This window comes from Streptomyces sp. V1I1 (assembly GCF_030817355.1).
Lineage (GTDB): Bacteria > Actinomycetota > Actinomycetes > Streptomycetales > Streptomycetaceae > Streptomyces.
This window is the reverse complement of record NZ_JAUSZH010000001.1, coordinates 6,765,346-6,783,615: the sequence shown is the minus strand read 5'-3', so window position 1 is coordinate 6,783,615 and position 18,270 is coordinate 6,765,346. Positions and strand designations below refer to the sequence as shown.

Sequence of the window (18,270 nt, the reverse complement as noted above, 5' to 3'; positions counted from 1 at the left end):
ATGGGGAAGGCGACCGGCCTGCACTGGACCGACCAGTGTACGACTCGGCCGACTAACGTGCGTTGAAGTACTTCGCTTCGGGGTGGTGGATGACGATGGCGTCGGTGGACTGCTCGGGGTGGAGCTGGAACTCCTCGGAGAGCTGGACACCGATCCGCTCCGGCTGCAGCAGCTCGGCGATCTTCGCCCGGTCCTCCAGGTCCGGGCACGCTCCGTAACCGAGCGAGAACCGCGCGCCGCGGTACTTGAGCGCGAACATGTCCTCCACGTCGGCCGGGTCCTCGCCCGCGAAGCCGAGCTCGGCGCGCACCCGGGCGTGCCAGTACTCGGCGAGCGCCTCGGCCAACTGCACGGACAGGCCGTGCAGTTCGAGATAGTCCCGGTACGAGTCCGACTCGAAGAGCTCGGCGGTGGCCTCACCGATCTTCGAGCCCACGGTCACGACCTGGAGCCCGACCACGTCGGTCTCGCCGGATTCTTCGGGGCGGAAGAAGTCGGCGAGGCACAGGCGGCGGCCGCGGCGCTGGCGGGGGAAGGAGAAGCGGGTGCGCTCGGAGCCGTCCTCGTTGAGCAGGATCAGGTCGTCGCCCTTGGACACGCAGGGGAAGTAGCCGTAGACCACGGCCGCCTCCAGCAGGTTCCTGGTGTGCAGCTGGTCCAGCCAGCCGCGCAGCCGCGGCCGGCCCTCACTTTCCACCAGCTCCTCGTACGTCGGGCCGTCGCCGGTCCGGGCCTGCTTGAGGCCCCACTGGCCCTTGAACAGCGCGCCCTCGTCCAGCCAGGACGCGTACTCCTTCAGCTGGATGCCCTTGATGACCCGGGTGCCCCAGAACGGCGGCTGCGGCACCGGATTGTCGATCGCGACATCCGAGCGGACCGCGCCCTCCGGCTCCTGGACCTCCAGCACCGCAGTGTCGCGCCTGGCCACCCGCCGCTGCTTCAGCTCCGGCAGGACGGCCCCGGGGACACCGCGCTTGACCGCGATCAGGGCGTCCATCAGACGCAGCCCCTCGAACGCGTCACGGGCATAGCGGACTTCGCCCTCGTAGATCTCGTGCAGATCCTGCTCCACATACGCCCGCGTCAGCGCCGCCCCGCCGAGAATGACCGGGTAGTCGGCGGCCAGCTTGCGCTGATTCAGCTCCTGCAGGTTCTCCTTCATGATCACCGTGGACTTCACCAGCAGACCCGACATGCCGATCACATCCGCGCGGTGCTCCTCGGCCGCCTCCAGGATCGCCGAAACCGGCTGCTTGATACCGAGGTTGACGACGTTGTAGCCGTTGTTCGACAGGATGATGTCGACGAGGTTCTTCCCGATGTCATGGACGTCACCACGGACCGTGGCAAGGACGATGGTGCCCTTGCCGTCCGCATCCGACTTCTCCATGTGGGGCTCGAGGTAGGCCACCGCGTTCTTCATCACCTCGGCGGACTGCAGCACGAACGGCAGCTGCATCTGGCCCGAGCCGAACAGCTCACCGACGACCTTCATGCCCTCCAGGAGTGTGTCGTTGACGATTGCGAGAGCCGGGCGGGTCTGGAGCGCCTCGTCGAGGTCGGCCTCCAGGCCGTTCTTCTCGCCGTCGATGATCCGGCGCTTGAGCCGCTCCTCCAGCGGCAGGGCCAGGAGTTCCTCGGCCTTGCCCGCCTTCATCGACTTCATATTGACGCCCTCGAAGAGCTCCATGAGCTTCTGCAGGGGGTCGTAGCCTTCGGCGCGCCGGTCGTAGATCAGATCCAGGGCGACCTTGACCTGCTCCTCCTCCAGGCGGGCGATCGGCAGGATCTTCGAGGCGTGCACGATCGCCGAGTCCAGTCCGGCCTTCACGCACTCGTCCAGGAAGACGGAGTTCAGGACGACCCGGGCGGCGGGGTTCAGGCCGAAGGAGATGTTCGACAGGCCCAGCGTGGTCTGCACATCCGGACGGCGGCGCTTGAGTTCACGGATCGCCTCGATCGTGGCGATGCCGTCCTTGCGCGACTCCTCCTGGCCGGTGCAGATCGTGAACGTGAGTGTGTCGATGAGGATGTCGGATTCCAGCACACCCCAGTTCCCGGTCAGATCGTCAATGATCCGCTCGGCGATCGCGACCTTGTTCTCGACCGTGCGCGCCTGGCCCTCCTCGTCGATGGTCAGCGCGATGAGCGCCGCACCGTGCTCGACGGCGAGCTTGGTGACCTTCGCGAACCGCGACTCGGGCCCGTCACCGTCCTCGTAGTTGACGGAGTTGATGACCGCACGGCCGCCCAGCTTCTCCAACCCGGCCTGAAGGACGTCGACTTCGGTCGAGTCCAGCACGATGGGGAGAGTGGAGGCGGTGGCGAACCGGCCGGCCAGCTCCTCCATGTCGGCGACACCGTCCCGGCCGACATAGTCGACACACAGGTCGAGCATGTGCGCGCCCTCGCGGATCTGGTCCCGGGCCATCTCCACACAGTCGTCCCAGCGGCCCTCCAGCATGGCCTCACGGAACTTCCTCGACCCGTTCGCGTTCGTACGCTCACCGATCGCCATGAAGGACGTGTCCTGGCGGAACGGCACCGTCTGGTAGAGCGACGCGGCGCCCGGCTCCGGACGCGGCTCACGCTCGGTCGGAGCGAGATCACGGACGCGCTCGACGACCTGCCGCAGATGCTCCGGCGTCGTACCGCAACAGCCACCCACCAGCGACAGCCCGTACTCGCGTACGAACGTCTCCTGCGCGTCCGCGAGCTCACCCGCCGACAGCGGATAGTGCGCGCCGTTCTTACCGAGGACCGGCAGCCCGGCGTTCGGCATGCAGGACAGCGGGATACGAGAGTGCCGGGCGAGGTAGCGCAGGTGCTCGCTCATCTCGGCCGGTCCCGTGGCGCAGTTCAGGCCGATCATGTCGATGCCCAGCGGCTCCAGCGCGGTCAGCGCCGCGCCGATCTCCGAGCCGAGCAGCATCGTCCCGGTCGTCTCGACCGTCACCGAGCAGATCAGGGGGAGGTTGGTGCCGGTCGCGTCCAGGGCACGGCGGGCGCCCAGGATCGCGGCCTTCGTCTGAAGCAGGTCCTGCGTCGTCTCGACCAGCAGCGCGTCCGCGCCGCCCGCGATCATGCCCTCCGCGTTCTGCTGATAGGCGTCCCGCAGCTTCACATACGGCGCGTGGCCCAACGTGGGGAGCTTGGTGCCCGGCCCCATCGAGCCGAGCACCCACCGCTGCTGCCCCGTCGACGCCGTGAACTCGTCCGCGACCTCACGCGCGATCCGCGCCCCGGACTCGGAGAGCTCGAAGACCCGCTCGGGAACGTCGTACTCCCCCAGCGCCGCGAGGTTCGCGCCGAACGTATTCGTCTCGACACAGTCGACGCCGACCTCGAAATACGCCTCGTGGACCGACCGCACGATGTCCGGGCGCGTCGCGTTCAGGACCTCGTTGCAGCCCTCGAGGTTCTCGAAGTCCTCGAGCGTCGGATCCTGCGCCTGGAGCATCGTGCCCATCGCCCCGTCGGCCACGACGACTCGCGTGGCGAGGGCTTCGCGCAGGGCTTCGATTCGGGTCCGGCTGTCAGCGGAAGGGGTCGGCAACAAGGCCATGGATGTGCTCCCTGGAGTGCGACGGCTGTCGGCTTTGCGTCTTCCGGTGGAAGGCGCACGGGGCCAGCGTAGCCGGGCGGGCCGACGAAGGGGTGGGCGTCCCACGGGCCGGACGGCATCATGTTCCCGGCCCATGTGATGACTTTCGGCCACGAAGATCTCGCACTGCGGTAACCAAGGTCGACATCGACCGATAGTGTTCAGCATTGTCGAACCGCAGTGGAGAAGGGCCGAGAGATGGCGAAGAACATCCAGTCGCTCGAGCGAGCGGCAGCAATGCTGCGGCTGCTCGCGGGCGGGGAGCGCCGGCTCGGCCTGTCCGACATCGCGTCCTCGCTCGACCTGGCCAAGGGCACCGCCCACGGCATTTTGCGCACACTCCAGGCCGAGGGCTTCGTCGAGCAGGAGCCGGCGTCCGGCCGCTACCAGCTGGGGGCAGAACTGCTCCGGCTCGGCAACAGCTATCTGGACGTCCACGAGCTGCGCGCCCGCGCCCTCGTCTGGACGGACGACCTGGCGCGCTCCAGCGGCGAGAGTGTCCACCTCGGGGTGCTGCACCAGCACGGCGTCCTCATCGTCCACCACGTCTTCCGGCCCGACGACAGCCGGCAGGTCCTGGAGGTCGGGGCCATGCAGCCACTGCACTCCACCGCGCTGGGGAAGGTGCTCTCGGCGTACGACCCGGTGGCGCACACCGAGGTCCTCGAGGTCGAGCGCAAGGTCTTCACCCCGCGGACCGTTACCGGTCTGAAGGAGTTCGAGTCGGTGCTCCACCACACCCGGGCCCAGGGCTGGGCGGCCGACGTGGAGGAGACCTGGGAGGGCGTCGCCTCGGTGGCAGCGCCCATCCACGACCGGCGCCGCATGCCGGTCGGCGCGGTTGCCATAACGGGTGCCGTGGAGCGGGTCTGCAACTCCGGCGAGCTGCGTTCCGAGCTGGTCGCGGCGGTACGGGACTGTGCCAGGGCGGTTTCCAGGGACCTCGGCGCCGGGCGCTTTTGAGTCTTTTGTCAGTCCATCGGTAACGATCGAGTCTCTCGGCCACAAGCCCTTGACGTCCTGTTAACCAGAGGGCAAAACTTCCGTTCATCGGTCGGCATTGCCGAACACCTACCGGCAATACGCGTTAGAGTGTGGCGATGCCAGGGCCGGTAACGCCCTCACCTGAGGGCGCGGACCACCGGAGGGACCCGGGGTTCGGCTTCCCCTGGAACGAAGGACAAAGGAGTCGCGGGTGTCCAGCTCCGACATCTTCATCGGCGAGATCATTGGTACCGCCGTACTCATCCTGCTCGGCGGAGGCGTGGTCGCCGCCGTCGTACTCAAGCGCTCGAAGGCTCAGAACGCCGGCTGGCTGGCCATCACCTTCGGGTGGGGCTTCGCGGTCATGGTCGCCGTCTATATGACGGGCACCCTGTCCGGCGCCCACCTCAACCCGGCGGTCACCGTCGGCATCGCGATCAAGGACGGGGACTGGAGCAACGTTCCGGTCTACATAGCCGGGCAGATGCTCGGCGCCATGCTCGGTGCCGCTCTGGTCTGGATCACGTACTACGGACAGTTCCAGGCCCACCTCACGGACCCGGAGATCATCTCCGCGCCGCCGCACGAGGAAGGCCTGGTCAGCGAGCAGGCCGCGCCGAAGGCCGGACCGGTGCTCGGTGTCTTCTCCACCGGCCCCGAGGTCCGTGTCGTGTGGCAGAACCTGGCCACCGAGATCATCGGCACCGTGGTGCTGGTCCTGGCCGTGCTCACCCAGGGCCTCAACGACAGCGGCAAGGGCCTGGGCGTCATCGGCGCACTGATCGTCGCCTTCACCGTCGTCGGCATCGGCCTCTCGCTCGGTGGCCCCACCGGCTACGCCATCAACCCCGCACGTGACCTGGGCCCGCGCATCGTGCACGCCCTGCTCCCGCTGCCGAACAAGGGCGGTTCCGACTGGGGCTACGCCTGGATTCCCGTCGTCGGCCCGCTGGTCGGCGGAGCGATTGCCGCGGGTATCTACAACATCGCGTTTGCCTGAGCCGACCGACACCTACAGCCTCCAGGAGCACACCCGTGAGCGACGCACACACCACCGGCCCCTTCATCGCGGCCATCGACCAGGGCACCACCTCCAGCCGCTGCATCGTCTTCGACACGGACGGCCGGATCGTCTCCGTCGATCAGAAGGAGCACGAGCAGATCTTCCCGAAGCCGGGCTGGGTGGAGCACAACGCCGCCGAGATCTGGACCAATGTCCAGGAAGTCGTCGACAGCGCCGTCGCGAAGGCGGGCATCACCGCCGCCGACGTCAAGGCGATCGGCATCACCAACCAGCGCGAGACCACCGTCCTTTGGGACAAGAACACCGGCGAGCCGGTGCACAACGCCCTCGTCTGGCAGGACACCCGCACCGACGCGCTCTGCAAGGAGCTCGGCCGCAACGTCGGTCAGGACCGCTTCCGCCGCGAGACCGGCCTGCCCCTGGCCTCGTACTTCGCCGGCCCGAAGATCCGCTGGCTGCTCGACAACGTCGAGGGCCTGCGCGAGCGTGCCGAACGTGGCGAGATCCTCTTCGGCACCATGGACTCCTGGGTGATCTGGAACCTGACCGGCGGCGTCGACGGCGGCCGCCACGTCACTGACGTCACCAACGCCTCGCGCACCATGCTGATGAACCTGCACACCCTCGACTGGGACGAGAAGATCCTCCAGTCGATGGACGTCCCGGCCGCGGTGCTGCCGGAGATCCGTTCCTCCGCCGAGGTGTACGGGACCGCCAAGGGCGGCGCCCTCGCCGGTGTGCCGGTCGCCTCGGCGCTCGGTGACCAGCAGGCGGCCCTGTTCGGCCAGACCTGTTTCGCCGAGGGCGAGGCCAAGTCGACGTACGGCACCGGCACCTTCATGCTGATGAACACCGGTCACGAGCCCGTCAACTCGTACAACGGCCTGCTGACGACCGTCGGCTACCGGATCGGCGACCAGGCACCGGTGTACGCACTTGAGGGCTCCATCGCCGTCACCGGTTCGCTGGTGCAGTGGATGCGCGACCAGATGGGCCTGATCAACTCCGCCGCCGAGATCGAGACGCTGGCCTCCTCCGTCGAGGACAACGGCGGCGCGTACTTCGTACCGGCCTTCTCCGGTCTCTTCGCCCCGTACTGGCGTCCCGACGCCCGCGGTGTGATCGCCGGCCTGACCCGATATGTCACCAAGGCGCACATCGCCCGCGCCGTTCTCGAGGCCACCGCCTGGCAGACCCGCGAGATCAGTGACGCAATGACCAAGGACTCCGGCGTCGAGCTGACCGCGCTCAAGGTCGACGGCGGCATGACCTCCAACAACCTGCTGATGCAGACCCTCTCGGACTTCCTGGACGCACCGGTGGTGCGCCCGATGGTCGCCGAGACAACCTGCCTCGGCGCTGCCTACGCCGCCGGTCTGGCCGTCGGCTACTGGCCGGACACCGACGCTCTGCGCGCCAACTGGCGCCGGGCCGCCGAGTGGACCCCCCACATGGATGCGGACCAACGGGACCGCGAGTACAAGAGCTGGCTCAAGGCCGTCGAGCGGACCATGGGCTGGCTCGAAGACGACGCTGACGAGGAGTAATTCGAGATGACCACCCTGCAGAGCGTCCCTTCCCTTGGGACGCACCCGGCCTCCGGCTCCCTGCCGAGCCGCGCCGAAACTCGGGAGCAGCTTTCCAAGGCGACATACGACCTCCTGGTGATCGGCGGGGGCATCCTGGGCATCTCCACCGCCTGGCATGCTGCGCAGTCCGGGCTGCGGGTGGCTCTGGTGGACGCCGGCGACTTCGCCGGCGCCACCTCCTCCGCCTCCTCCAAGCTTCTCCACGGCGGTCTGCGCTATCTGCAGACCGGCGCGGTGAAGCTGGTCGCGGAGAACCACTTCGAGCGGCGCGCGGTATCCCGTCAGGTGGCTCCCCACCTGGCCAACCCGCTCACCTTCTATCTGCCGGTCTACAAGGGCGGACCGCACGGCGCGGCGAAGCTCGGGGCGGGCGTCTTCGCCTACTCCGCGCTCTCCGCGTTCGGCGACGGCGTCGGCCATGTGATCAGCGCGGCCAAGGCACAGCGTGACGTTCCCGAGCTGCGTACGGAGAACCTCAAGGCCGTTGCCGTGTACGGCGACGACCAGATGAACGACTCCCGGATGGCGCTGATGACGGTCCGCGCGGCCGTCGAGTCGGGCGCGACCGTGCTCAACCACGCCGAGGTCACCGGGCTGCGCTTCACCAAGGGCCGGGTGACGGGCGCTGAGCTCAAGGACCGTATGGACGGTACGGAGTTCGGCGTCAGCGCGCGCCTGGTGCTCAACGCCACCGGACCGTGGGTCGACCACCTGCGCAGGATGGAGGACCCGAACGCGGCTCCGTCCATCCGCCTGTCCAAGGGCGCGCACCTGGTGCTCAAGCGCACCTCGCCGTGGAAGGCCGCGCTGGCGACCCCGATAGACAAGTACCGCATCACCTTCGCCCTCCCCTGGGAGGACATGCTGCTGCTCGGCACGACCGACGAGGAGTACGAGGGCGATCCGGCGGATGTCGCGGTCAACGACAAGGACGTCACGCAGATCCTGGACGAGGCCGCGTTCTCCATCCGCGACCAGCAGCTGTCCCGCGATCTGATCACGTACTCCTTCGCGGGTCTGCGGGTGCTGCCGGGCGGCCCCGGCGACACCTCCAAGGCCAAGCGCGAGACGGTCGTCACCGAGGGCAGCGCCGGCATGCTGTCGGTGGCCGGCGGCAAGTGGACGACCTTCCGCCACATCGGCCGTACGGTGATGAACAAGCTGGCCGCCCTGCCCGGGCAGCCGCTGGCCGAGGACATGGAGCCGATCTCGCGGCTGCCGAAGAAGCTCCCGCTGCCGGGTATTGCCAACCCGAACGCGGTCGCGCACCGGCTGCTGGTCGACGGCGGAACGCCCGGCCCGCGGATGGCCGCGGACACCGCTCGGCACCTGGCCACGCACTACGGCTCGCTCTCCTTCGACATCGCGCGCCTCGCCAACGACAACCCGGCGCTGGGCGAGCGGATACACCCGGACGCGCCGGAGATCTGGGCGCAGGTCGTGTACGCGCGCGACCACGAGTGGGCCGAGACGGCGGACGATGTACTGCGCCGCCGTACGACGCTGACCATCCGGGGCCTCGCGACGGACGAGATCCGCGAGAAGGTCGACAAACTGCTCGTCGACAAGGACTGATACCGGTCAGGGACTGACACCGGTTGATGAGTAAGGGGCGGCCTCCCAGGAGGCCGCCCCTTCTCGTGCCATACGGCAGCTTCAATCCAGCCGCGTGAGGCGTACGCGAAGCTGATCGCCCACTACCGCGAGCGCTTCGAGGCGTACGGCCACGACCCCGCGGGCGCCCGGGTGGCGGCGGGCTCCGGGGGGCTGCTGATCGCCGACTCCTCGCGGCAGGCGGTGGAGCGCTTCAAGGAGCTCTACGAGGCGAAGGTGGCGCAGACCTTCAAGCCTCACCTGGAGGGCAAGGCGGGCTACAACACCCCCTTCCGCACCATCGAGGACGCCATAGCGAACGGGCCGCAGCTCATCGGCAGTCCGCAGCAGATCATCGACAAGATCCTGAGCTATCACGCGGTGTACCGGCATGATCTGCAGTCGATCACGGTGGACGGTTTCGGGCTCGACCGGGCAGAACAGATCGAAACGCTCCAGCGATTCGCCGAGGAGATCGCCCCAATCGTGCGGAAGGAGGCTCCGACCACCCTTTGGGACGCATAATGGGGGCCGATACATCGGATGTATGGAGGTCGCCCATGGCTGTCACCGACGAAGCCATCGAGAAGATCAAGGGAATGATCGTCTCGGGTGCGCTGCGCCCAGGCGACCGCCTCCCCAAGGAGAGCGAACTCGCCGCCGAGCTGGGCCTGTCACGCAACTCGCTGCGTGAGGCGGTGCGCGCGCTGTCACTGATCCGCATCCTCGACGTACGGCAAGGCGACGGCACCTACGTCACCAGCCTGGACCCGCAGCTGCTGCTGGAGGCCCTGAGCTTCGTCGTCGACTTCCACCGGGACGACACGGTGCTGGAGTTCCTTGCCGTACGCCGCATCCTGGAACCGGCCGCCACCGCGATGGCCGCCACCCGGATCAGCGAGGGCGAACTGGACGTGCTGAGCGCCCAGTTGGACGCGCTCGGTCCGCAGCCATCGGTGGAGGAGCTGGTCGCCGCCGACCTCGAGTTCCACCGCGGCATTGTGCAGTCCTCGGGCAATTCGGTGCTCTGCTCGCTGCTCGACGGGCTGTCCGGCCCGACGACCCGGGCGCGGGTCTGGCGCGGTCTGACGCAGGAGGACGCGGTCAGCCGTACGCTCCACGAGCACCGGGCGATCCTGTCGGCGCTGCGGGACCGGGATGCGGAGGCGGCGCGGTCGTGGGCGACGGTGCATATCGCGAGCGTGGAGCAGTGGCTGAGGTCGACGCTGTAGCGCCTGCGGCGGGCTTTCCCCTACCCGCCCCTTCCCGAACTGGGGCTCCGCCCCCGGCTACGGGAAGGGGCGGTCGCGGGCTAGTCCTGCTTCTCGCCGCTCGCGAAGCGCGAGATCACCAGCGCCACGATGATGATCGCGCCGTTCAGGAACTGGTTCCACAGTGCCGGCACTCCCCCGAGCGTCATCACATTGACGACCAGTTGCAGCGTCAGCACCCCGGTCAGCGCACCGAAGAGCGTCCCCCGCCCCCCTTTGAGGCTGATCCCGCCGATCACCGCCGCCGCGAACACCTGGAAGATCCAGCCGTTGCCCTGGGTGGCCGCGACCGAGCCGTAGTGGCCCGTGTAGAGGATGCCCGCGAACGCGGCCAGCAGCCCGCCGATGGCGAGCACGATCCAGGTGATCCGGTCGACGCGGATCCCCGCCGCCCTGGCCGCCTCCGGGTTGCCGCCGATCGCGTACAGCGCACGTCCGTGCCGCAGATACGCCAGCGCCGCGCCGCCGATCGCGAACAGCGCCAGACAGATCCACACTGCGGCTGGCGCGCCGAGCCAATCGGTCTTGCCCAGGTACCGGAAGGACTCCGGGACATCGGTGATCGACTTGCCCTCGGTGATGCCGATGTGGAGGCCGCGCAGCATGGTGAGCATGCCGAGCGTGGCGATGAAGCCGTTGACGCGCAGCTTCAGCATCAGGAAGCCGTTGACCGCGCCGATGGCCATGCCGACCAGGAGACAGACCGGGATCGCCATCCAGACGGGCAGCAGTTCCAGGCCCGCGAAGCGCCCGCCCTCGGTCGGCAGGACCAGCCACATGGCGATGACCGGCGCGATGCCGATCGTCGACTCCAGCGACAGGTCCATCCGGCCGCAGATCAGGATCAGCGCCTGCCCCAGCACCAGCAGGCTGAGTTCGGAAGACTGCTGGACCACGCTGATCAGGTTGTTGGAGGTGAGGAAGACCGGCGAGACGATGAAGCCGATCACCATCAGCACCAGGATCACCGGCACCAGCGAGAAGTCGCTCCACCGAATCAGCTTCAGCCGGTTCAACGGGCTGTCGCTCTTGGTCTCGTCGGCCGTCAGCGGCCGTATCGTCCCGGTCATCCCTGCTCCCCCACGCCTTCCATGGCGGCGACCAGTTCGCGGTCGGTCCACCCGCTCCCGAACGTCGCGACCACCCGCCCGTGGAAGAGGGCGAGCACCCGGTCGCAGACCCGCAGATCGTCCAGCTCGTCCGAGATGATCACGGCCGCGCTGCCCTGGTCCGCCACCCGTCGTACGACGGACAGCAGCGAGTCCTTGGACTTCACATCCACGCCCGCGGTGGGCCGCAGGGCCACCAGCGCGCTCGGCCTGCGGGCCAGCGCGCGGGCGACCACGACCTTCTGCTGATTGCCGCCGGAGAGCCCGGAGACGGGCTGCTCGGGACCCTGCGTCTTGATGTCGAGCGAAGAGATCACGGACTGGGCGAATTCCCTTGTACGAGACGGCAGTACGGTCCCCCAGGGGCCGAGCTGGTCGGTGACCGTGAGCGTGGCGTTCTCGGCGACGCTGCGGCCCACGACAAGCCCCTGGAGGTGGCGGTCCTCGGGGATGTAGCCGATGCCTGCGTCGAGCGCATGCGGGACGCTGCCGGGCTTCACTTCCCGGCCGCGTACGGTGATCCGCCCCGCGCTCGCCCTGCGCATGCCGACCAGGGTCTCGCCGAGGGCGGTGTTGCCGCTGGCCGCCGCCCCGGCGAGCCCCAGCACCTCGCCCGGGCGCACCGAGAGGTCGAGCGGCTCGAACTGCCCCTCCAGGGTGAGCCCTTCAGTACGGAGCACGGGCTCCTCGTCGCGGATCGGCCCGGCAGGGGCGTGCCAGGTCGACGGGCCGCCGGTGGACTCGCCCGTCATCGCCGTGACCAGGTCGTCCTTGGTGAGGTCGGCGACGGGCGCGGTGACCACATGGCGGGCGTCGCGGTAGACGGTGACGGCGGTGCACAGTTCGTACACCTCCTGCAGATGATGGGAGATGAACAGGAACGCCACTCCCTGGCTCTGCAGTTCACGCAGCTTGTCGAAGAGCCGCTGGATGCCGCGGGCGTCCAGCTGGGCGGTCGGCTCGTCGAGGATGATCAGCCGCGCGCCGAAGGAGAGCGCCCGCGCGATCTCGACGAACTGCCGCTGCTCCACCGCGAGATCCTTCGCACGGGCACCCGGGTCGACGCTCACTCCGTACCCGACGAGCAGTTCTTCGGCGCGCCGCCGAAGCTGCCGCCAGCTGATGAATCGGCTGCTTGTGTCGAAGCGGTTCAAGAACAGGTTCTCGGCGACCGTGAGATCGGGCACGACCATCGACTTCTGGTAGACGCAGGCGACCTTGGACTGCCAGGCCGCCGAGTCCCCGAAGGCGGGCGCGGGCTCGCCGCTGAAGGTCACTGTGCCCGCGTCCGGCTTGTGCAGCCCGGTCAGAACGCTGACGAGGGTGGACTTGCCCGCGCCGTTGCGCCCGACGAGTGCGTGCGACTCACCGGGCGCGACGGCCAGGCGTACACCGTCGAGCGCCACGGTCGGACCGAAGCGCTTGACGATTCCCTCCGCCTCCACGGCGGCTGGTGGGACCTGGTGCGCCATGGCTAGCTCTTCTTCTCCAGCTGGTTGGCCCACAGCTTGGGGTCGTCCACGTTTTCCTTGGTCACCAGCGGCGCGGGCAGCTGGTCCTCGAAACCGTTCGGGATCTTGATGATGGTCGATTCATGGTCGGTCGGACCCGCCTTGGGGGTCTTTCCGTCCAGCGCCTGCTTGGCCCAGTACAGCGCGTACTTGGCGTACAGGTCGGCGGGCTGGGAGACCGTCGCGTCGATCTTCCCGGCCTTGATGGCGTCGAGCTCCTCCGGGATGCCGTCGTTGGAGATGATCGTGATGTGGCCCAGGGTGCCCGGGGCCTTCAGCAGCTTCTTCTGCTCCAGCAGCGCGAGAGTGGGCTGCAGGAAGACGCCGCCGGCCTGCATGTAGATGCCGTTGATGTCGGGGTGCGCGGCGAGCGTGGACTGGAGCTTGGCGGAGGCGACGTCGCCCTTCCAGTCGGTGGCCAGCTCGAAGACCCTGATGCCGGGGAAGCGCTTGACCATGCAGGACTTGAAGGCCTCGGAGCGGTCGCGGCCGTTGATGGAGGACAGGTCGCCCTGGAACTCCACGACCTTGCCCTTGCCCTTCAGCTGCTCGCCGAGGTACCTGCATGCCTTCTCGCCGTACGCGCGGTTGTCGGCCCGGACCACCATGTAGACCTTGCCCTTGTCGGGCCGGGTGTCGACGCTGACGACGGGGATCTTCTTGTCCTCCAGGCTCTGCAGCGACTCGGCTATCGCGCCGGTGTCCTGCGGGGCCATGACGACGGCCTTGGCGCCCTGGTCGGTGAAGGTCTGGACGTTGGCGACCAGCTTTCCGATGTCGTTCTGGGAGTTGGTCAGGGACAGCGCGTCGGCCTCGCCGTCCTTGACGCCCTTCTCGATGTACTGCTGGTACGAGTTCCAGAAGTCACTGTCGCTGCGGGGCAGATCGATGCCGACCTTGCCGCCACCGGACCCGCTGTCCGAGTCGCGGTTGCAGCCCGCGAGGGCCGTCACGGCCAGCAGCACCGCGCAGGCCGCGGCACTTGTCGTACGCACTCTCATTGGTGTCCCGTCCTTCGGTGGTGTCGGCTCAGGTCGCGCTTGGTTCGGAGGGGCTTGGTTCGGAGGCGCTCATTTCGAGGGGCGCAGGCGCAGGCCCTGCATTCCGCCGTCGACCGCGAGTGCCGTGCCCGTGACAGCGGCCGCGGCGGGGCTGGCGAGGTACACGATGGCGGCGGCGACCTCGTCGGCCGCGACCAGCCGTCCGGTGGGCTGACGGGCCTCCAGGGCGGCACGTTCGGCCGCGGGGTCGTCGGCCTGGTCGAGCAGGCGGCCGATCCACGGGGTGTCGGCGGTGCCGGGGTTGACGCAGTTGACGCGGATGCCCTCGCGCACATGGTCGGCGGCCATGGCGAGGGTGAGGGAGAGGACCGCGCCCTTGCTTGCGCTGTAGAGGGCGCGCTGGGGCAGCCCGGCGGTGGCGGCGATGGAGCAGGTCTGGGTGATGGACACCTGGCCGGGGCGGTCCGCGGCGGAGCGCCGCAGATGCGGCAGGGCGTGCCGGGCGACGCGCACCATGCCCAGCACATTGATGTCGAGGACGCGCTGCCATTCGTCGTCGGCGTTGTCCGCGACGGTGCCGATGGCGCCGATGCCGGCGTTGGACACGACGGTGTGCAGGGCGCCGAACTCCGCCGCGGCGCCGTCCACCGCGGTGCGTACGGCTTCGTCGTCGGTGACGTCGGCCTTGAGCGCCAGGACACCGTCGGGCGCTCCCGAGGTCTCGCGGTCGAGTACGGCGACACGGGCCCCGCGCCGGAGCAGCAGCGTCGCCACGGCGGCCCCGATGCCCGACGCGCCGCCAGTCACCAGGGCGGACATTCCCTCGAAGTCCCGTGCCTCGAAGTCCCGTGCCGCCAAGTCCCGTGCCGCCAAGTCCTGTGCCGCCAAGTCCTGTGCCGCGAAGTCCCTTGTCCCCGTCATGAGTTGACCTCCTCGGTGGTGCGTCGGGCCTGCCAGACGGGCCCTTCCGGATAGCGGTGGGCAGCGATCGACTCGGGGAGCATGCGGGCGGAGAAGCCCGGGGCGCGCGGGGCGACGTAGCGCCCGGAGGCGATCTCGGCGGGGTCGGCGAAGTGCTCGTGGAGGTGGTCGACGTACTCGATGACGCGGTCCTCCCAGCTGCCGGAGACGGCGACGTAGTCGAACATGGCGAGGTGCTGGACGAGTTCGCACAGTCCTACCCCACCGGCGTGCGGGCAGACCGGGACGCCGTATTTGGCGGCGAGCAGCAGGATCGCGAGGTTCTCGTTGACTCCGGCGACCCGCGCGGCGTCGATCTGCACAAAGTCGACGGCCCCCGCCTGGAGCAGCTGCTTGAACACGACGCGGTTGGCGACATGTTCGCCCGTGGCGACCTTGACCGGCTGGCCCGCGCGTACGGCGGCATGGCCGAGGATGTCGTCGGGGCTGGTCGGCTCCTCGATCCAGTGCGGCTCGTACGGCGCGAGCGCCTTCATCCAGCGCACCGCGTCGTCGACGTCCCACCGCTGGTTGGCGTCCACGGCGATGCGTACGGAGGGTCCGACGGCGCCGCGGGCGAGCTTCATGCGCCGGATGTCGTCGTCGATGTCCCCGCCGACCTTCAGCTTGATCTGGCCGAAGCCGTCGGCCACGGCCTCCTTGGCGAGCCTGACCAGCTTCTCGTCGGAGTAGCCGAGCCAGCCGGGTGAGGTGGTGTACGCGGGATAGCCCTGCTCGCGCAGTCGCCCGGCCCGCTCGGCCCGGCCGGGTTCGGCAGTGCGCAGGATCGCCAGGGCCTCGTCCCGGGTCAGTACGTCGGTCAGATAGCGGAAGTCGACGAGCGAGACGAGTTCTTCGGGGGTCATCGAAGCGAGGAACTCCCACACCGGCTGCCCGGCGTGCCGGGCAGCCAGGTCCCAGGAGGCGTTGATGACCGCGCCGGCTGCCATGTGCATCACGCCCTTCTCCGGGCCGAGCCAGCGCAGCTGCGAGTCATGGGTCAAGTCGATGTGGAGCGCGGCGAGGTCGGCTGCCGCGCGGGGGGCCGGGCGCCCGATGACGTACGGACGCAGCGCCTCGATGGCCGCGGCGGTGACATCGTTGCCACGCCCGATGGTGAAGCAGAAGCCGTGCCCCTCGGCCCCGTCGGACGCGCGTATCACCACATAGGCGGCGGAGTAGTCGGGGTCGGGGTTCATGGCGTCGGAGCCGTCGAGCTGTTCCGAGGTGGGAAAGCGGATGTCGTGAACCTCGTACTCCGTGACGGTCTGACTCATGCACGCCCCCACTAGAAGAACATCGGACCTCTCTTGGTCATCCGATGTATAGCGCCGCCCACGCGGCAACGTCCAGGGTCGGGACGAAAATTCTCATGCACAGCTCGGATGAATCGATGGCCGGATGCCCTGGTTCTCCGACGTACGCCCTGTCGCGCGGAAGTTCACCCCGGCCGTGCAAGGGGGCTGCGGCCCGGCACCCCGTAAGCCGTAAGGTTGGGGCGTAGACAAGGGAACTTCGGAAGGAGGCACTGGGTGATCGAGCTCGAGGCGGTTCCCGAGCTGATCGACCCGGTCATGGTGGCCGCGTTCGAGGGCTGGAACGACGCCGGCGACGCTGCCTCCACCGCGGTCGCACACCTGGACCGGGAATGGAAGGGCGAGGTGTTCGCAGCGCTCGACGCCGAGGACTACTACGACTTCCAGGTCAACCGGCCCACGGTGTGGCTGGACGGCGGGGTACGGAAGATCACCTGGCCCACCACCCGGCTCTCCGTCGTCCGCATCGGCGGCGACAAGCCGCGCGACCTGGTGCTGGTCCGCGGCATCGAGCCGTCCATGCGCTGGCGCTCGTTCTGCAACGAGATCCTGGGCTTCGCCCATGAGCTGGGCGTCGAGATGGTGGTGATTCTGGGCGCGCTGCTCGGCGACACCCCGCACACCCGTCCGGTGCCGGTCAGCGGCATCACCTCCGATCCGGATCTGGCGAGGACCATGGATCTGGAGGAGACCAGGTACGAGGGGCCGACCGGCATCGTCGGCATCCTCCAGGAGGCGTGCACGCACGCGGGTGTGCCGGCAGTGAGCCTGTGGGCCGCGGTGCCGCACTATGTGTCGCAGCCGCCCAACCCCAAGGCGACGCTGGCGCTGCTCAACCGCCTCGAGGACCTGATCGGCCTCCGGATTCCGCTGGGCGAACTGGCCGAGGACGCACGGGCGTGGCAGCTTGGTGTGGATCAACTGGCCGCCGAGGACAGCGAAGTGGCGGAGTACGTACAGACGCTGGAGGAGGCGCGGGACACCGCGGAGCTTCCCGAGGCGTCGGGCGAGGCTATCGCCCGCGAATTCGAACGGTATCTGCGCAGGCGCGACGGCGGTCCCGGGCATGCGACGGACGGCGGCGAGGGCAGCTCGTACCTGCGCGACACCTCCAGTGGGCGGACCCGGCCGCCGATGCCGCCGCGGGCGGAGCCGGATCCCGGGGCGGAGCCTGAGGCTGAGGCTGAGGACGAAGATTCCTCGGATGACTGAGGTAGGGGAATGAAGAGCGGGGCGGCGCCGACCGGGCGCCGCCCCGCTCGGACTCAGCGTCGGACCTGATCCACCGCGACCACGTCGTACGTCGTGTCGGGTGTCGGCTCGACATCGAAACGGGCGTTGGGCAAGTAGATCCGGTCGCCCCAGGCCGCGGCCGTCGTGGGGATCTTGAAGCGCTCCGGATCGGTGATGCGCGCGATCGCCGTGCCCCGGGTGCCGGACTCGTTGAGCCGCAGCGCATCGACGGCGTTCTGCTGCTGCTGTACGACATAGAGGGTGCGGCCGAGCAGCAACAGGCCGTCGCCGTTGGGAAGCCGGGTGCCGCCGATGTCGACGCTGCGGGCGACTCCGGTGCGCGGGTCGACGCGCATCAGGCCGCCGCCCCCGGCCACGGTGTTGACCAGGAGCAGCGCGCCGCCGTCCGGCGTGCGCTCGATGCCGTTGCCCGTGAAGGACGGCCCCTGCTCCCAGTCACCGGTCAGCGGGACGGTCGTGACCTCGTCGCCCGGCTGGCCGTGCCGGCCGAGCGGAAGCCGGTAGATCTGCGGTTTGAACGAATCCGTGAACCAGGCGGCCCCCGGGGTGAGGATCACGTCGTTGACGAACGTGCCGTCCGAGCCGACGGTGAAGGTCTTCAGGAGCTTCCCCGAGCGGACGTCGGCCACCCGGATCTCACGGCTACCGCCGCCGCTGAGGAACAGCAGCCGCTCTCGCCGGTCGATTTTCAGACCTATCACGGGGTGCTCGGCTCCGAGCCCCTGGCTGATGACGTGTCCCCGGCCCGTGGCCAGGCTCGCGCGGTAGACATCGCCGTTCGCTATCGACCCTAAGTAGGCATACGGACTCGGCCCGATGGTGATTCCTTCGGGCCGGAAGCCGTTCGGCAACGGGAAACGTGTGGGCCGGCGCCCACTGATGGATCCGGCCGCCCGGGCGACTCCGCCCAGAGGGGAAAGGAGCGCCGCGCCGCCGAGTGCCGCGACCGCGCCGAGAACTCTCCGACGTGCGAAGGAGCGTTGCATGGACCGTCCTTCCGACAAGTGTTCAACAGTCGCTCTCACCTCAACACACGGCAGGCGACTCCGCAGCG

The 18,270-nt window shown here is 68.8% G+C and carries 13 protein-coding genes and 1 pseudogene; 7 read left to right on the top strand and 7 right to left on the bottom strand.

Going from position 1 to position 18,270, the window contains the following annotated elements; translation table 11 throughout:
- Positions 1-52 precede the first annotated feature (52 nt).
- Positions 53-3,565: a methionine synthase gene (gene metH / locus QFZ67_RS31765; protein WP_307664484.1), complete on the bottom strand. Its 3,513-nt coding sequence runs from the start codon at positions 3,563-3,565 to the stop codon at positions 53-55.
- 237 nt (positions 3,566-3,802) lie between these two features.
- Here metH and QFZ67_RS31760 point away from each other — a divergent pair, with 237 nt between their 5' ends.
- From QFZ67_RS31760 to QFZ67_RS31735, 6 genes and pseudogenes are all read left to right on the top strand, one after another.
- Complete coding sequence (locus QFZ67_RS31760; protein ID WP_307664483.1) at positions 3,803-4,567, top strand: IclR family transcriptional regulator; 765 nt, start codon at positions 3,803-3,805, stop codon at positions 4,565-4,567.
- A 232-nt stretch (positions 4,568-4,799) separates the two neighbouring features.
- Positions 4,800-5,588 (top strand): MIP/aquaporin family protein, encoded by a 789-nt coding sequence (locus QFZ67_RS31755; protein ID WP_307664482.1) that lies wholly within the window; start codon positions 4,800-4,802, stop codon positions 5,586-5,588.
- A gap of 35 nt (positions 5,589-5,623) precedes the next feature.
- Positions 5,624-7,159, top strand: coding sequence for a glycerol kinase GlpK (gene glpK, locus QFZ67_RS31750; RefSeq protein WP_307664481.1), 1,536 nt, complete (start codon positions 5,624-5,626; stop codon positions 7,157-7,159).
- Positions 7,160-7,165: 6 nt separating this feature from the next.
- Complete coding sequence (locus QFZ67_RS31745) at positions 7,166-8,776, top strand: glycerol-3-phosphate dehydrogenase/oxidase (protein WP_307664480.1); 1,611 nt, start codon at positions 7,166-7,168, stop codon at positions 8,774-8,776.
- Positions 8,777-8,848: 72 nt separating this feature from the next.
- Positions 8,849-9,319, top strand: a pseudogene (locus QFZ67_RS31740) (LLM class flavin-dependent oxidoreductase); the annotation flags it as partial.
- Positions 9,320-9,354: 35 nt separating this feature from the next.
- Positions 9,355-10,026, top strand: a complete 672-nt coding sequence (locus tag QFZ67_RS31735; RefSeq protein ID WP_307664479.1) for a FadR/GntR family transcriptional regulator — start codon at positions 9,355-9,357, stop codon at positions 10,024-10,026.
- An 80-nt stretch (positions 10,027-10,106) separates the two neighbouring features.
- Here the strand turns inward: QFZ67_RS31735 and QFZ67_RS31730 are convergent, their stop codons facing one another.
- From QFZ67_RS31730 to QFZ67_RS31710, 5 genes are all read right to left on the bottom strand, one after another.
- The gene (locus QFZ67_RS31730; protein WP_307664478.1) at positions 10,107-11,135 is read right to left on the bottom strand and encodes an ABC transporter permease; all 1,029 of its coding nucleotides are present in this window, start codon (positions 11,133-11,135) and stop codon (positions 10,107-10,109) included.
- Positions 11,132-12,646, bottom strand: coding sequence for a sugar ABC transporter ATP-binding protein (locus QFZ67_RS31725; RefSeq protein WP_307664477.1), 1,515 nt, complete (start codon positions 12,644-12,646; stop codon positions 11,132-11,134). The genes QFZ67_RS31730 and QFZ67_RS31725 overlap by 4 nt, the downstream gene beginning before the upstream one ends.
- Before the next feature lie 2 nt (positions 12,647-12,648).
- Positions 12,649-13,686, bottom strand: a complete 1,038-nt coding sequence (locus QFZ67_RS31720; RefSeq protein ID WP_307664476.1) for a sugar ABC transporter substrate-binding protein — start codon at positions 13,684-13,686, stop codon at positions 12,649-12,651.
- A gap of 69 nt (positions 13,687-13,755) precedes the next feature.
- On the bottom strand, positions 13,756-14,505 hold the full coding sequence (locus QFZ67_RS31715) for an SDR family NAD(P)-dependent oxidoreductase (RefSeq protein ID WP_307666045.1): 750 nt from the start codon (positions 14,503-14,505) through the stop codon (positions 13,756-13,758).
- Positions 14,506-14,603: 98 nt separating this feature from the next.
- The gene (locus QFZ67_RS31710; protein ID WP_307664475.1) at positions 14,604-15,923 is read right to left on the bottom strand and encodes an enolase C-terminal domain-like protein; all 1,320 of its coding nucleotides are present in this window, start codon (positions 15,921-15,923) and stop codon (positions 14,604-14,606) included.
- A 255-nt stretch (positions 15,924-16,178) separates the two neighbouring features.
- On the opposite strand from QFZ67_RS31710, the gene QFZ67_RS31705 reads away from it, so the two are divergent.
- Entirely contained in the window at positions 16,179-17,174 is a 996-nt protein-coding gene (locus QFZ67_RS31705) for a PAC2 family protein (RefSeq protein WP_307664474.1), read from the top strand.
- A gap of 53 nt (positions 17,175-17,227) precedes the next feature.
- On the opposite strand, the gene QFZ67_RS31700 is transcribed toward QFZ67_RS31705, so the two are convergent.
- The gene (locus tag QFZ67_RS31700) at positions 17,228-18,202 is read right to left on the bottom strand and encodes a superoxide dismutase (protein WP_307664473.1); all 975 of its coding nucleotides are present in this window, start codon (positions 18,200-18,202) and stop codon (positions 17,228-17,230) included.
- Between the last annotated feature and the right edge of the window lie 68 nt (positions 18,203-18,270).

What these genes read in the sequence shown, in the direction of transcription:
- QFZ67_RS31735 (WP_307664479.1), top strand. Translation starts at nt 9,355, where the DNA reads ATGGCTGTCACCGACGAAGCCATCGAGAAGATCAAGGGAATGATCGTC.
- QFZ67_RS31760 (WP_307664483.1), top strand. Translation starts at nt 3,803, where the DNA reads ATGGCGAAGAACATCCAGTCGCTCGAGCGAGCGGCAGCAATGCTGCGG.
- QFZ67_RS31725 (WP_307664477.1), bottom strand. Translation starts at nt 12,646, where the DNA reads ATGGCGCACCAGGTCCCACCAGCCGCCGTGGAGGCGGAGGGAATCGTC.
- QFZ67_RS31730 (WP_307664478.1), bottom strand. Translation starts at nt 11,135, where the DNA reads ATGACCGGGACGATACGGCCGCTGACGGCCGACGAGACCAAGAGCGAC.
- QFZ67_RS31710 (WP_307664475.1), bottom strand. Translation starts at nt 15,923, where the DNA reads ATGAGTCAGACCGTCACGGAGTACGAGGTTCACGACATCCGCTTTCCC.
- metH (WP_307664484.1), bottom strand. Translation starts at nt 3,565, where the DNA reads ATGGCCTTGTTGCCGACCCCTTCCGCTGACAGCCGGACCCGAATCGAA.
- QFZ67_RS31745 (WP_307664480.1), top strand. Translation starts at nt 7,166, where the DNA reads ATGACCACCCTGCAGAGCGTCCCTTCCCTTGGGACGCACCCGGCCTCC.
- QFZ67_RS31700 (WP_307664473.1), bottom strand. Translation starts at nt 18,202, where the DNA reads ATGCAACGCTCCTTCGCACGTCGGAGAGTTCTCGGCGCGGTCGCGGCA.
- QFZ67_RS31720 (WP_307664476.1), bottom strand. Translation starts at nt 13,686, where the DNA reads ATGAGAGTGCGTACGACAAGTGCCGCGGCCTGCGCGGTGCTGCTGGCC.
- QFZ67_RS31715 (WP_307666045.1), bottom strand. Translation starts at nt 14,505, where the DNA reads ATGTCCGCCCTGGTGACTGGCGGCGCGTCGGGCATCGGGGCCGCCGTG.